11 protein-coding genes are annotated in these 13609 nt (G+C 69.5%); 4 read left to right on the forward strand and 7 right to left on the reverse strand.

Translation table 11 applies throughout. The annotated features are described in order from the left end of the window. Window positions 1–83: 83 nt before the first annotated feature. Window positions 84–716, forward strand: a complete 633-nt coding sequence (locus tag AC07OD_RS22210) for a LysE family translocator (protein ID WP_494598020.1) — start codon at window positions 84–86, stop codon at window positions 714–716. A gap of 21 nt (window positions 717–737) precedes the next feature. Here AC07OD_RS22210 and AC07OD_RS22215 read toward each other — a convergent pair whose 3' ends face one another. The 7 genes from AC07OD_RS22215 to AC07OD_RS22245 all read right to left on the reverse strand — a co-directional run bounded on the left by AC07OD_RS22215 (window position 738) and on the right by AC07OD_RS22245 (window position 5612). Beyond that, window positions 738–1592, reverse strand: coding sequence for a LytR/AlgR family response regulator transcription factor (locus AC07OD_RS22215; RefSeq protein WP_494598021.1), 855 nt, complete (start codon window positions 1590–1592; stop codon window positions 738–740). Further along, the gene (locus AC07OD_RS22220; RefSeq protein ID WP_494598022.1) at window positions 1589–2659 is read right to left on the reverse strand and encodes a sensor histidine kinase; all 1071 of its coding nucleotides are present in this window, start codon (window positions 2657–2659) and stop codon (window positions 1589–1591) included. The genes AC07OD_RS22215 and AC07OD_RS22220 overlap by 4 nt, the downstream gene beginning before the upstream one ends. 41 nt (window positions 2660–2700) lie before the next feature. Further along, window positions 2701–3006 (reverse strand): 2TM domain-containing protein, encoded by a 306-nt coding sequence (locus AC07OD_RS22225; RefSeq protein WP_218293817.1) that lies wholly within the window; start codon window positions 3004–3006, stop codon window positions 2701–2703. Window positions 3007–3133: 127 nt separating this feature from the next. Beyond that, a complete protein-coding gene (locus AC07OD_RS22230) occupies window positions 3134–4207 on the reverse strand; it encodes an alpha/beta hydrolase family protein (protein ID WP_494598023.1) in 1074 nt (357 codons plus the stop codon). Window positions 4208–4217: 10 nt separating this feature from the next. Beyond that, window positions 4218–4511, reverse strand: coding sequence for a 2TM domain-containing protein (locus AC07OD_RS22235; RefSeq protein ID WP_218293819.1), 294 nt, complete (start codon window positions 4509–4511; stop codon window positions 4218–4220). A gap of 67 nt (window positions 4512–4578) precedes the next feature. Then, window positions 4579–5151, reverse strand: coding sequence for a DUF6622 family protein (locus tag AC07OD_RS22240; protein ID WP_218293820.1), 573 nt, complete (start codon window positions 5149–5151; stop codon window positions 4579–4581). Between the two features lie 50 nt (window positions 5152–5201). After that, a complete protein-coding gene (locus AC07OD_RS22245) occupies window positions 5202–5612 on the reverse strand; it encodes a DUF2306 domain-containing protein (protein WP_492245757.1) in 411 nt (136 codons plus the stop codon). A gap of 349 nt (window positions 5613–5961) precedes the next feature. Between AC07OD_RS22245 and AC07OD_RS22250 the strand changes: the two genes are divergently transcribed. From AC07OD_RS22250 to AC07OD_RS22260, 3 genes are read left to right on the forward strand one after another with little or no spacing between them, the layout of a single operon-like run. Further along, window positions 5962–7296 (forward strand): efflux RND transporter periplasmic adaptor subunit, encoded by a 1335-nt coding sequence (locus tag AC07OD_RS22250; protein ID WP_218293822.1) that lies wholly within the window; start codon window positions 5962–5964, stop codon window positions 7294–7296. A gap of 12 nt (window positions 7297–7308) precedes the next feature. After that, complete coding sequence (locus tag AC07OD_RS22255; RefSeq protein ID WP_494598024.1) at window positions 7309–10413, forward strand: efflux RND transporter permease subunit; 3105 nt, start codon at window positions 7309–7311, stop codon at window positions 10411–10413. Continuing rightward, on the forward strand, window positions 10410–13592 hold the full coding sequence (locus tag AC07OD_RS22260; RefSeq protein WP_494598025.1) for an efflux RND transporter permease subunit: 3183 nt from the start codon (window positions 10410–10412) through the stop codon (window positions 13590–13592). The genes AC07OD_RS22255 and AC07OD_RS22260 overlap by 4 nt, the downstream gene beginning before the upstream one ends. Window positions 13593–13609 lie beyond the last annotated feature (17 nt).

The following is a 13609-nucleotide window of genomic DNA, read 5'->3' on the forward strand; positions in this document are numbered from 1 at the left end:
TCGGGTTGCGATGCCAGCAAAAATAGTGCTGACAGCCCTAAACTGGGCGACCCTGCCTGCCCATTTCTCTTGAAGGACACCCCATGGACGCGCTCCTCTTCGCCCCGGTGGCCGTGGCCATTGCGCTCACGCCCGGCCCCAACAACTTCTGCGGCCTCAACAACGGCATCCGCGCGGGCGTCGGCGCGGCGCTGGTGGCCACGCTGGGGCGGGTGGCGGCGTTCGCCATCTTCCTGGCCATCTCGGCCGTGGGCCTGGGGGCGATGCTGCTGGCATCCGAGATGGCGTTCACGGTCGTCAAGTGGGTGGGCGCCTGCTACCTCTTCTGGCTGGGCTGGAAGGCATGGCGCAGCCGTGAGTTCAGCGGGCTGGAGGTGGTCGAGGGCGGCGACGTGAAATCCTCCGGCGCCCCGGTGCGGCTGAAGGCGCTCATCACCCAGGAGTTCCTGCTGGGCATCACCAACCCCAAGGCCATCATCCTGTTCGCGGCGATCTTCCCGCAGTTCATCGACCCGAGCCAGCCGGCCGTGCGCCAGTTCGTGGTGCTGGGCGCCGTGTACCTGGCGGCGGAGTTCGTCTCCACGGCCGTGTATGCCGCCGGCGGGCGCCAGATCCGCCGCTTCATCCGCACTTCGCGTGGCGTGGTCCGGCTGAACAAGGCCACGGGCGGTTTCTTCATGGGGGCGGGCGGCCTGCTGCTGGCCACCAATCGCTGACACCCGGGCGCGGGCGCGCCGCTACATCGCCTTGAACAGGTGGGCGTAGAGGCGGCTCACGGGCAGCTTCTCGGGCCGTCCGGCCAGCTCCAGGTGCAGCTTGCCCGCCTCGTCGCGGGTCACGGTGGTGATGCAACTGGCGCGCACCAGCGTGCTGCGGTGGATCTGCCAGAACACCTGGGTGTCGAGCTGGCCGATCAGGTCCTTGAGCGGGGTGCGGATCAGGTACTCGCGGGCCGAGGTCAGCACCCGCACGTACTTGTCGGCCGCCTCGAAATACAGCACGTCGGCCACCGGCACCATGTGGATCTGGCTGCCGCTGCTGGCCTGGATGAGCGTGAGCGGCGTGCCCGGGGCGGCCGCAGCGGGCGCGGGTGCCGCTGCGGGAACCGGCGCGGCAACCCCGGGCGCCACCAGCAGGTTCCGCAGCTGGGCCATGGTTGCTTCAAAATCCATAGCGGCTGGCGCTTTGCTGGCAAGCGCCAGCTGCAGTTTTTGCACCGTTTTTTGCAGCCGCGCGGCCTGCACGGGCTTGAGCAGGTAGTCCACCGCCTGCGCTTCGAACGCCTGCACCGCGTACTGGTCGTAGGCGGTCACGAACACCAGCGCCGGGAAGGGGCTGCCCGCGGGGCCTTCCGTTGGCCAGGCGTCGGCCAGTTCCACGGCCGCGTCCAGCCCGCTCTGGCCGGGCATGCGGATGTCGAAGAACAGCACGTCCGGCTGCAGCGCCAGGGCCTGGCGCACGGCGGACAGACCGTCGCCCACGGTGGCCACGACCTGCAGCCCGGGCCAGGACCGGGCCAGCTCTTGCTGCAGCGCGGCGGCGAGCAGGGGTTCGTCTTCAGCAATCAGGGCGCGCACGGCAGGCTGGGTCATGGGGTGGTGGTCGACGGGCTCGATTTCAAGGGAAAAGTGACCGTAGCGCTTGTCCCGCCAACGCTACCAGCTATCAATTTCAGAGTCCCCGCCGTTCCGTGCAGTGTGGCCAGCCGCTCACGGGCCTGGGCCAGGCCAAAGCTCTGCCCCGGCCCCGGGGTGGGCAGGGTGTCGGGCAGGCCCGCGCCGGTGTCGGTCACCTCCAGCACCAATAGCGGCCCGCTGTCACTCTGCCGCGTGCTGGCACGCACGGTGATGTGCCCGCCCTCGACCTGCGGCTCCAGGCCGTGGCGGATGGCGTTTTCCACCAGGGGCTGCAGCAGCAGCGGCGGCACGGGCACATCGCGCAGCGCGTCGGGCAGGTCCAGCGTGTAGGCCAGGCGCGGGCCCATGCGCACGGCCATGAGTTCGAGGTAGTCGCGCAGGCGCTCGAACTCGTTCTCCAGCGGATGCTGGGTGCTGCGCGAGGCGCTGAGCGTGGCGCGCAGGTAGCCGATCATGCGGTCCAGCATCTCCTGCGCGCGGGCCGGGTCGGTGCCGATCAGCATGCGCAGGTTGGCCAGGGTGTTGAACAGCATGTGGGGTTCGAGCTGCGTTTCCAGCAGCTTGAGCTGCGCTTCGCTCGCCTGGCTGCGCACCTCGTTGACCTTGGCCAGCAGCCAGGCGCTCTTGCTCTTGGTGTAGAAGTAGTAGGTGCCCAGGAACCCCGCCACCACGGTGATGCCGATGGAGATGCGCAGCTGCGCACGGCCACCCTGGTCCCACGACGAGCTGCCGCACCACCAGTCGCCCAGCAGCGTGCCGCCCAGGTAGCCCAGCACGATGCTGGCAAACGGCAGCAGGAACCCGGACAGGCCCGTGGGCCAGCCCGTCTCCTTGCTGGACGGAAACAGGTGCCGGCCGAAGTCGATCAGCGCCCAGGTCAGCGAGCCGATGGCCAGCGAGTAGCGGGCCGGGATGTCGTAGGCCTTCTCGGGCTGGAAGGCGTACTGCAGGGCCGCGATGGCCAGGCAGAAGGCCAGCACCTGCAGCAGGTGCTGCAGCTTCTCGATCCAGTCGATTTTCATGGCGGCGCGGGCGTGATGGTCGAAGGCGCAGGCCGTGGGGCCTAGCGCTGGTTGCGCTCTTGCTGGTCGCGCAAAAGCCGCTCGCGCTCCTTTTGCACCATGCGCTCGCGCAGGCCGCTGCCGGTGCCCAGCACGAACACCGAGATGCCATGCAGCGCCAGCCCCAGGCCCCAGCCCAGCAGCGGGAACACCGACCACGGCCGGTTGCCGAAGCCGTAGCGCGACAGGCTGAACAGCACCAGGTTGACCACGACGAAGGCGGCGGCGTGCACATACCAGCCCAGCTTGGCGCCAGCGCGCCGACGGGCCAGTTGTTCGATGTCGTCGGGGGTCATGGGTTGGGGCATGGTGAGGGGTCGATTCTAGGCGGGCGCCGCGCGGGCTCAGCCCTGGCAGGCGTGGGCGATGGTGCGCACGGCCAGCGCGTTCAGCGTGAGGCCGATGTGGTTCACGCCGGTGTGCCGCGTCATGCGGTCACGGAGCGCCACGGCGCGGCAGCGGCAGCAGGTGCTGCTCGAAGTAGCGCACGATCCGCAGGTCGACAGCGTGCATCTGGCTGCGGTCGAAGCCCGGCGGGTCGCCCAGCAGCCGCGCCGCCAGCGCGGACATCCGGTCCCGGGGCGGCGGTGGGGAGAGCAGCGCGCCGTGGCCGGCGTCGGGCAGGGCGGCCAGCAGGGTGCAGCGGTCGGCGCAGGCCTGGAGCACACGGTCGCTGTGAAAGCGGGGCACCAGCCACAGATCGTGCCCGGAGGTGATCAGCGCCAGGGGCACGCGCGGCCTGGCCAGTGACTCCATGTCGAAATCCGCCGCGGCCGGCACCCCCGCCACCACGGCCGCGATGCGCGGTTCGCCGTGGGCCTGCCAGGCGGCGTCGTCAAAACGCTGGCGGATGACGCCCAGCGCCACGGCCTTCTTCACGCCGTCGAGGACGTTGCCCTTGAGTTCGGTGGCAAGCCCCACGCAGGTCGCGAAGTCGTCCGCGATGTGGGCTTCGCAGTGCTGCCGGAACAAGGCGGGCGACCAGCGTCCGCCAGCCAGGCTGAGGGCGGTGTGGCCGCCGGCGGACATGCCGTACATGCCCACCCGGTCCAGCGACAGCAGGGGCGCCAGGGCCGCGTCCTTGGCGATGGCGTCGATGGCGCGCGAGACCTCGGCCGGGCGCCGCTTCCAGCTTTCGGGGCCGGGGGTCGACGGGTCTTTCGCGTTGTCGCCGGCGTGTTCGGGCAGGGCCACCACGAAGCCCGCGCCCACCAGGGCGCGCGCCAGGTCCGAGTGCACCCACGGGTTGCCGCCGGAGCCGTGCGACACCACGACCAGCCGGCCGTTGCCCGCCACCGGAGCGCCTTGCCAGGCCGCCTGGAGGCTGAAGGGGCCGCGCTGCAGTGCCTCGTCGGGTGCGCTGCTGGGGTAGTACACGGTGACGGGGCCGTCGCCCTGCATGCCCGGAATCTCCATGAGGCCCGTACCCGCCTGCGCCAGGCTGGCGCACACGGCGAGCAGGCCCGCCAGGATCAGGGAAACGTGGTGGTGGATGTGCAGCTGTTTCATGGAGCCTCGCTCAGGATGGGTTGTGGTTCTGGGCAATGCGGTCGCGCTCGGCCTGCACCATGCGCTCGTGCAGGCCGGACCCACCAGCCAGCAGAAACACCACGATGCCGTGCACGGCCAGGCCGATGCCCCAGCCCAGCGCGGGGTAGACGGCCCAGTGGCGGCCGCTGCTGGCGGACAGCGTGACGAGCAGCAGGTTGACCAGAAGATAGACGCTGGCGTGCATGTACCAGCCCAGCTTGGCGCCGGCACGTTTGCGGGCCAGGCGTTCGATGGGGTCGTTGAAGGTCGGTTCTTGGCGCATGGCGGGTTCTCCTAAACAGTCAGGCAAGGAAGGGAAGGGGAGGGCAGGCAACGGGCATGGCCGGGGTTCAGGTGCCCACCGGCGAAGCGCCGAAGACCGCGCTGTGCTGCGCCAGGCGCCACAGACGCAGTGCCCGGGCGGCAAACAGGCCGTTGAACACGCCGTAGAGGGCGGAGATCTGCAGGGCAAACGCGCCGTCCCGGGCCAGGGACGGCTGCAGGGCCAGCTCGGCGCCCACGAAGTACTTGGTCAGGAAGATGCCGATGATCAGCGCCAGCGGCATCGCGCTGCCCGGAACGTGGAAGCTGCGCGAGGAGGCCGCGTAGAGCGTGCCGGCCGGCGCGGTGGGCTGGAACCACAGGGCCAGCGCGCCGATCAGCACCGCGGCCACGAGCCAGGCGCCGACCGCCTGCGCCGCCGTCTGGCCCGCGCCGCCAAACGCCGACACGACGCCCGCCACGGAGAAGATGGCCATGCCCACGGGCATGAGCAGGGTCCGGCGCAGGCTGGCGGTGCGGTCGCACAGCTGGCTGGCCCCCAGCCCCACGAGGGCGGCCAGCAGGCCCCAGACCCAGTAGGGAGTGTGCGTGACGATCTGGATCAGTGCCTGGGGCTGGTGAACAATCACATTGAGCAGCATGGTGTGGTTCCTTGGTGTGGAGGGGATGTGGGGGCTGGAAAGGGGCGGGGTCAGAGCAGGCCCAGCTGGCTCCAGAGCGAGTGCCCCAGAAAACGCCCGGGCAACAGGGTGAAGCCGCCTGCGACGATGCAGGCGCCGATGTAGATGCGCTGCATGACCACGCGGTGGCCGGCGATGTTGCGCCGGGCCAGGTAGATGAAGGACAGCACCAGCATCCCCAGCGTCACCGGGATCAGCAGGTGGATGAGCCCGAAGCTCCCCCAGCGGGGACCATTGCCGCCGCTGATGAAGATGGCGGAGACCGCGGTGGCCACCATGAGGGTGACCCAGGCATATCCGGCGGCGCGGTGCAGGCGGGGGCGCTGGGTGGCGCCCTTGCGCGCCCACAGGGCGAGGGGGCCGATGGCCGTGGCGGCGAGGGCGGCGGCGAGGTGGATGGCGATGACGGGGGTGAGTTGCATGGGGTGCTCCTGGCGCGTTCGATGGAGCGGACTGTGCCGCCGCCCGCCCGGGGCCGCCAGCGCCTTGCGACGAAACGCGGCCTGGCTGCCGCGAAATGCAGGATGGCGGTGCGGCCTGCAGGGCCTTGGGCCCCCGATTTCATGCAAACTCTGGGGAATGTGGGGACGCCGGCCGCCCGGAACGGAAGGTGCCCTGGCGCCCGGCCTCCCAGGTTTACTTTTCTTCGCACAGCGTTCAAGGCAAAGCTTGAATTGACTCTCTACGATCAGGCATGGCGCGATCCCCGCCGCCGCCTGTTGCCATTCCCCCAGTCCGGCCCGCAGCCCAAGAACACGAATCAGGACCGCCATGAACCCGCAAGACGTCAACGCGCCCCCGCCATCGGCCATTCCGCCCGCCCCCGCGGCCCCACCGCCCCGGCGCTCGCGATGGGTGGGCAGCCTGCTGGCCCTGGTGCTGGTGGGCCTTGTCGGCGGGGCTGCCTGGTACCTCGTCCAGCGTTCCGGCGGCGAGCAGGGCGCCGGGCCCGGCCGGGGCATGCCCGGGGGCGGGCGCCCCATGGTCACCGTGGGCGACGCGGTGGCGCGCAGGGCGGAGCTGCCCGTGGTCATCGACGCGCTGGGCACCGTGATCCCCGCCACCACCGTCACGCTGCGGCCCCAGGTGTCGGGCATGCTCACGCAGGTGCTTTTCACCGAGGGCCAGATGGTCAAGAAGGGGCAGGTGCTGGCGCAGATCGACCCCAGGCCCTTCGAACAGGCGCTGATGCAGGCCCAGGGCACCCGGCAGCGGGACGAGGCCCAGCTGGAGAATGCGCGCCTCACGCTGGAGCGCTACCGCACCCTGCTGTCGCAGGACTCCATCGCCCGCCAGGACGTGGACACGCAGGCCGCGCTGGTCAAGCAGCTTGAAGGCACGGTGATGACCGACAAGGCCCAGGAAGGCACGGCGCGCCTGAACCTGGACTACACGCGCATCACCTCGCCCGCCACGGGCCGCATCGGGCTGCGCACGGTGGATGCGGGCAACTATGTGACATCGGGCGACGCGACGGGCATCGCCACCATCACCCAGGTGGCCCCGATCGACGTGCAGTTCTCGGTCCCGCAGGACCGCGTGGGCGATGTCCGGGCGGCGCAGGGCGCGGCGCCCACGCTGGCCGTGACGGCGCTGGACCGCACGCGCAAGGCCGAACTCGACAAGGGCCTTTTTTCCACGCTGGACAACCAGGTGGACACCACCACAGGTACCGTCAAGGCCAAGGCGCGCTTCGAGAACGCGGCGGGGGCGCTGTTTCCCAACCAGTTCGTGAACGTGCAGCTGCTGCTGCGCAACGTGCCCGCGGTGGTGGTCCCGGTGACGGCCGTGCGCACGGGCGCCAATGGCGACTATGTCTATGTCATCAACGAAGACCGCACCGTGTCCCTGCGCAAGGTCAAGCGCGGCCAGGCGACCGTGGGGCTCATGGCCATCGCCGAAGGGCTCCGGGAGGGCGAACGCGTGGTGACCGAGGGCGGGGACCGCCTGCAGGACGGCATGGCCGTGCAGCTGCCCGGTGCCCCGGCGGCCGCGCGCGGCCCCCGCCCGGGCGCCAGCGGGCCCCGCTCGGGAGCGAGCGGGCCGCGTGGCGGTGCCTCCGGTGAAGGTCAGCAGCGCCGCCAGCGCCCCGCGCAGAACCCCTGAGCCGCCACCAGCATGAGTCCTTCACGTCCCTTCATCGAAAGGCCCGTGGCCACCGCGCTCCTGATGGTGGCCATCGTGCTCGCCGGGCTGCTGGGTTTCCGCTTCCTGCCGCTGTCCGCCCTGCCCGAGGTGGACTACCCCACCATCCAGGTCCAGACGCTGTACCCGGGCGCAAGTCCCGAAGTGATGAGCCGCACCGTGAGCGCGCCGCTGGAGCGGCAGTTCGGCCAGATGCCGGGGCTGGAGCGCATGGCCTCGACCAGCGCCTCGGGCGTGTCCATCATCACCCTGCAGTTCGGCCTGGGCCTGGCGCTGGACGTGGCCGAGCAGGAGGTGCAGGCGGCCATCAACGCCGGCAACTCGCTGCTGCCCGCCGACTTGCCCGCGCCGCCGGTGTATGCCAAGGTGAACCCCGCCGATGCGCCGGTGCTCACGCTGGCCATCAGCTCGGACACGCTGCCGCTGACCGAGGTGCAGAACCTGGTCAACACCCGCCTGGCGCAGAAGATCAGCCAGGTCAGTGGCGTGGGGCTGGTGTCGCTGGCGGGCGGGCAGCGCCCCGCGGTGCGCATCCAGGCCGACAGCAAGGCGCTGGCGTCGTACGGCATTGGCCTCGATACCCTGCGCACGGCCATCACCTCGGCCAATGCCAACAGCGCCAAGGGCAGTTTCGACGGGCCGCAGCGCTCCTACACCATCAACGCCAACGACCAGCTGCTGACGGTGGACGACTACAAGAACCTCATCGTGTCCTGGCGCAACGGCGCGCCGGTGCGCATGCTGGAGGTGGCGCGCGTGGTCGACAGCGCCGAGAACAACCGCCTGGGCGCCTGGGCCAACGAGACCCCGGCCATCATCCTGAACGTGCAGCGCCAGCCGGGCGCCAACGTGATCGCCACGGTGGACAACATCAAGAAGCTGCTGCCCGAGCTGCAGGCGGGCCTGCCCGCGTCGCTCAAGGTCCAGGTGCTGTCCGACCGCACCACGGGCATCCGCGCCTCGGTGCACCATGTGGAGATGGAGCTGGTCCTGGCCGTGCTCATGGTCGTGCTGGTGATCTTCTTCTTCCTGCACAGCCTGCGGGCCACGGTCATCGCCAGCCTGGCGGTGCCCATCTCGCTCATCGGCACCTGCGGGGTGATGTACCTGCTGGGCTACAGCCTCAACAACCTGAGCCTGATGGCGCTGACCATCGCCACCGGCTTCGTGGTGGACGATGCCATCGTGATGATCGAGAACATCGCGCGCTACCTGGAGGAGGGCGAGCCGCCGTTCCAGGCCGCGCTCAAGGGCGCCACGCAGATCGGCTTCACCATCATCTCGCTGACCGTGTCGCTGATCGCGGTGCTCATCCCGCTGCTGTTCATGAGCGATGTGGTCGGCCGCCTGTTCCGCGAATTCGCGGTCACGCTCGCCATCACCATCCTCATCTCCGGCATCGTGTCGCTCACGCTGGTGCCCATGATGGCCGCGCGCTGGCTGCGTGCCGAACCCGTGGGCGGCCCCCGGGGGATGGCGGGGCGCATCAACCGGGGGTTCGAGCGGGTGATCGCGGGCTACGACCGCTGGCTGCAGTGGGTGCTGCGCCACCAGGGCGTGACCCTGGCGGTGGCGGTGCTCACGCTGGCGCTCACGGCCCTGCTGTATGTGGTGATTCCGAAGGGCCTGTTTCCCACGCAGGACACCGGCCAGCTGCAGGCGCGCATCGAGGCCTCGCAGGACGTTTCGTACGACCGCATGAGCGAACTCCAGCAGGCGGCCGTGCGCGCCATCCTGCAGGACCCGGACGTGTTGTCGCTCAGCTCTTTCGTGGGCGTGGATGCCGCCAACAACACCATGCTCAACGCCGGGCGCATGCTGATCAACCTCCAGCCCCGGCGCGACGCGCAGGAGGCGATCATGCTGCGGCTGCGCGAGCGGGTTCAGGCGGTGGCGGGGGTCACGCTGTACCTGCAGCCCACGCAGGACCTGACGATCGACGCGGAGACGGGGCCGACCGAGTACCGCGTATCCATCGGCGGCGTGGATTCCGCGCAGGTCAACGACTGGACGCGCAAGCTGGTCGAGCGGCTGCAGAGCGAACCCAAGGTGCGCAACGCCACCACCGATGCGGGCGCGCAGGGCCTGTCGGCCTATGTGGACATCGACCGCAACACGGCGTCGCGCCTGTCGGTCGCGGCCAGCACCGTGGACGACACGCTGTACAGCGCGTTTGGCCAGCGCATCGTGTCCACGATCTTCACCGAGACCAACCAGTACCGGGTGATCCTGGAGGCGCAGCAGGAGCAGCTCAATACGCCCGAGGCGCTTGGCACGCTGCAGCTGCGCACCGGCTCCGGCACCCCGACCCCGCTGGCGGCCGTGGCCACCATCCGGGAACAGCTGGCTCCGCTGCAGGTGACGCGCGTGGCCCAGTACCCGGCCGCGACGCTGGGATTTGACAAGGCCGAAGGCGTGTCCCTGGGCAGCGCGGTGGACGCGATCCGCGCCGCGGCCAAGGAAATCGGTGTGCCGCCGGGGCTGTCGATGGAGTTCCTGGGGGCCGCGGGGGCCTACGAAAAGTCGCTCTCCAGCCAGCTGTGGCTGATCCTGGCGGCGATGGTGTGCGTCTACATCGTGCTGGGCGTGCTCTACGAAAGCTACATCCACCCCGTGACGATCCTCTCCACGCTGCCATCTGCCGGGGTGGGGGCGCTGCTGGCGCTCATGGTGTCGGGCAACGACCTGGGCGTGATCGGCATCATCGGGATCATCCTGCTGATCGGCATCGTCAAGAAGAACGCGATCATGATGATCGACTTCGCCATCGACGCGGAACGCCATCAGAACATGCCGCCGCAGCAGGCCATCCACCAGGCCGCGCTGCTGCGCTTTCGGCCCATTCTCATGACGACCCTGGCGGCGCTGTTCGCGGCGCTGCCGCTGATGCTGGGCTGGGGCGAGGGCGCCGAACTGCGCCGCCCGCTCGGGCTCGCGATTTTCGGTGGGCTCATCCTGAGCCAGATGCTCACGCTGTTCACCACGCCGGTGATCTACCTGGCGTTTGACCGGCTGGGCCGCCGATGGACGGGCAGGGGCACGGCGGCGGCGCCCTTGCAGGCAGGAGAGGCGCCATGAACCTGTCGCGCCCCTTTGTCGAGCGGCCGGTCGCGACCGTGCTGCTCACCATCGGCATGGCGCTGGCGGGGATCGCGGCTTTTTTCGTGCTGCCGGTCTCGCCTTTGCCGCAGGTGGACTATCCCGCCATTTCGGTATCGGCCAGCCTGGCGGGGGCCAGCCCCGAGACCATGGCCACCAGCGTGGCCACGCCGCTGGAGCGGCGGCTGGGGGTGATCGCGGGGGTCAATGAAATGACCTCGTCCAGTTCCAATGGCTCGGCGCGGGTCAGCCTGCAGTTCGACCTGAACCGCGATATCGACGCGGCGGCGCGGGAGGTGCAGGCCGCCATCAACGCCGCCCGCGCCGACCTGCCCGCCACGCTGCGCAGCAACCCCACCTACAGAAAGCGCAACTCGGCGGCGTCGCCCGTCATCATCCTCGCGCTGACGTCCAAGACCCGCACGCCGGGCGAGATCTACGATGCCGTCTCCAACGTGGTGAGCCAGCGCCTGTCGCAGGTGGAGGGTGTGGGCGAGGTGGAGATCGGTGGCGGCTCGCTGCCCGCCGTGCGGGTGGAGCTGCTGCCGTTCGCGCTCAACCGCTACGGCATCAGCACCGAGGATGTGCGCGCGGCGATCCAGGCATCGAACGCCAACCGCCCCAAGGGCGCCATCGAGGGCGATGGCCGCCGGCTGCAGATCTACACTCCGTCGCCCGCGCGCAAGGCCGCCGAGTACGAATCGCTGATCGTCGCCTGGCGCAACAACGCCGCCGTCCGGCTCGGGGATGTGGCGCGCGTGGTGGATGGCGTGGAGAACCTGCGCACCGTGGGGCTGTTCAATGGCGAGCCCGCCATCATCGTGCTGGTCACGCGCCAGCCCGGCGCCAACATCATCGAGACCGTGGATGCCGTGCGCGCCCTGCTGCCCGATCTGCAGGCGCAGCTGCCGCAGGACATCCAGGTGGCGGTGGCGTCTGACAGCACCAATTCCATCCGTTCGTCCCTGCACGAGATCGAGCTCACCCTGATGGTGTCCATCGCCCTCGTGGTGCTGGTGGTGGGCCTCTTTCTGCGCAAGGCGCGCGCCACCGTGATTCCGGCGGTCGCCACGGTGGTGTCCCTGCTGGGCACTTTCGGCGTCATGTATTTCCTGGGCTTCAGCCTGAACAACCTGAGCCTGATGGCGCTGACGGTGGCCACCGGCTTCGTGGTGGACGATGCCATCGTGGTGCTGGAAAACACCATGCGGCACATCGAGGCCGGCATGGGCCGCATGGAGGCCGCGCTGCGCGGCGCGCGCGAAGTGGGGTTCACCGTGCTCTCGATCAGCCTGTCGCTGGTGGCGGTGTTCATTCCGCTGCTGTTCATGGACGGGCAGGTGGGGCGGCTGTTCCGTGAGTTCGCGATCACGCTGTCGGCGGCGGTGATGATCTCGCTGGTGATCTCGCTCACCACCACGCCCATGATGTGCGCGTGGCTGCTGCGCGAGCATGATCCTGCCAGCGACAAGCCGCCGTCGCGCCTGGCGCGATGGGCCGAGCGCGGCTACCAGGGCGTGCTGCGCGGCTACGAGCACAGCCTGGACTGGGCGCTGGCCAGCAAGGCGCTGGTGGTTCTCATCCTGCTGGCGGTGATCGGGCTCAACGTGTACCTGTTCGCCAAGATTCCCAAGGGGTACTTCCCCGAGCAGGACAACGGACAGCTCAATGCGGGCCTGCGGGCCGACCAGAGCATCTCGTCCGACGCGCTGGCGCGCAAGCTGCGCGAGGCCGTGGAGATCATCCGCAAGGATCCAGCGGTCGATACCGTGGTGGGCTTCTCGGGGGGCAGCCGCGCGGGGGGCGGCTTCATGTTCGTGAATCTCAAGCCCCTGACGCAGCGCACGGACAGCACGCCGGCCGTCATCGCGCGCCTGCGGCCGCAGCTCAACCAGATCACGGGGCTGCGCGTGTTCCTGAACCCGGTGCAGGACCTGCGGATGGGCGGGCGCTCCAGCAATTCCACCTACCAGTACACGCTCAAGAGCGACAACATGGCGGACCTCAAGCAATGGGCCGGCAAGCTGGCGGAGCGGCTCAAGGATGAACCGCTGCTCAAGGACGTGGACACGGACCAGGCGGAAAATGGCGTGGAGACCTATGTGGAGGTGGACCGCGCCAGTGCCTCGCGCCTGGGGGTGAGTTCATCGGCCGTCGACAACGCGCTGTACAACGCGTTCGGCCAGCGCTCCGTGGCCACGATCTATGGCGAACTCAACCAGTACGCCGTCATCATGGAGTGGGCGCCCGAATACACGCGGGGTCCGCCGGCGCTCAAGGACATCTACGTGGCGTCCAACCCGACCGGCGCCACGGGGACGGCGGCGAACCCGGGACAGCGCGGCGCGTCCACGGGGCAGGTGATCAGCACCACGCCCTCCACCATGGTGCCGCTCAGCGCCATCGCGCGCGTGGTGGAAAGGGCCTCGCCCACCTCCATCAGCCACCAGGACGGTGAACTGGCCACCACCATCTCGTTCAACATCGACCCCGGTACCACGCTGGGCCAGGCGCGCCAGGTGATCGAGCAGGCGGAGGCCGACATCGCCATGCCGACCAATGTGCGTGGCAGCTTCCAGGGCACGGCGCTGAGCGCGCAGCAATCCCAGGGGCAGCAGGCGTTCCTGATCATCACGGCCGTCGTGGTGATCTACATCGTGCTGGGCGTGCTGTATGAAAGCCTGATCCATCCGGTCACCGTGCTCACCACCCTGCCCTCGGCGGGGGTGGGGGCCGTGCTGGCCCTCCTGCTGTTCAACATGCAGTTCACCATCATCGCGCTCATCGGGGTGTTTCTTCTCATCGGGATCGTGAAGAAGAACGCCATCATGATCATCGACTTTGCCCTGGAGGCCGAGCGTGCCCGCGGCTTGACGGCGCTGGAGGCCGTGCGCGAGGCCTGTGTGCTGCGCTTTCGCCCCATCCTGATGACCACCATGGCCGCCGCGCTGGGCGCCTTGCCGCTGGCCATCGGCTTCGGCCAGGGGTCCGAGCTGCGCCAGCCCCTGGGCGTGGCGATCATCGGCGGGCTGATCGCCAGCCAGCTGCTGACCCTGCTCACCACCCCGGTGGTCTACGTGCTGCTCGACAAGCTGCGCACGCCCGCCCCCAACGAACAACACCTGAGCCGCGCCGGAGCCCCCGGCACGGCCACCTGATCGGTGCCCATGACACA

This window comes from Acidovorax sp. GW821-FHT10E03, from assembly GCF_059415205.1.

Coding starts and splice junctions, on each gene's coding strand:
- AC07OD_RS22210 (WP_494598020.1), top strand. CDS start 84: ATGGACGCGCTCCTCTTCGCCCCGGTGGCCGTGGCCATTGCGCTCACG.
- AC07OD_RS22220 (WP_494598022.1), bottom strand. CDS start 2,659: ATGAAAATCGACTGGATCGAGAAGCTGCAGCACCTGCTGCAGGTGCTG.
- AC07OD_RS22240 (WP_218293820.1), bottom strand. CDS start 5,151: ATGCTGCTCAATGTGATTGTTCACCAGCCCCAGGCACTGATCCAGATC.
- AC07OD_RS22215 (WP_494598021.1), bottom strand. CDS start 1,592: ATGACCCAGCCTGCCGTGCGCGCCCTGATTGCTGAAGACGAACCCCTG.
- AC07OD_RS22255 (WP_494598024.1), top strand. CDS start 7,309: ATGAGTCCTTCACGTCCCTTCATCGAAAGGCCCGTGGCCACCGCGCTC.
- AC07OD_RS22250 (WP_218293822.1), top strand. CDS start 5,962: ATGAACCCGCAAGACGTCAACGCGCCCCCGCCATCGGCCATTCCGCCC.
- AC07OD_RS22225 (WP_218293817.1), bottom strand. CDS start 3,006: ATGCCCCAACCCATGACCCCCGACGACATCGAACAACTGGCCCGTCGG.
- AC07OD_RS22230 (WP_494598023.1), bottom strand. CDS start 4,207: ATGAAACAGCTGCACATCCACCACCACGTTTCCCTGATCCTGGCGGGC.
- AC07OD_RS22235 (WP_218293819.1), bottom strand. CDS start 4,511: ATGCGCCAAGAACCGACCTTCAACGACCCCATCGAACGCCTGGCCCGC.
- AC07OD_RS22260 (WP_494598025.1), top strand. CDS start 10,410: ATGAACCTGTCGCGCCCCTTTGTCGAGCGGCCGGTCGCGACCGTGCTG.
- AC07OD_RS22245 (WP_492245757.1), bottom strand. CDS start 5,612: ATGCAACTCACCCCCGTCATCGCCATCCACCTCGCCGCCGCCCTCGCC.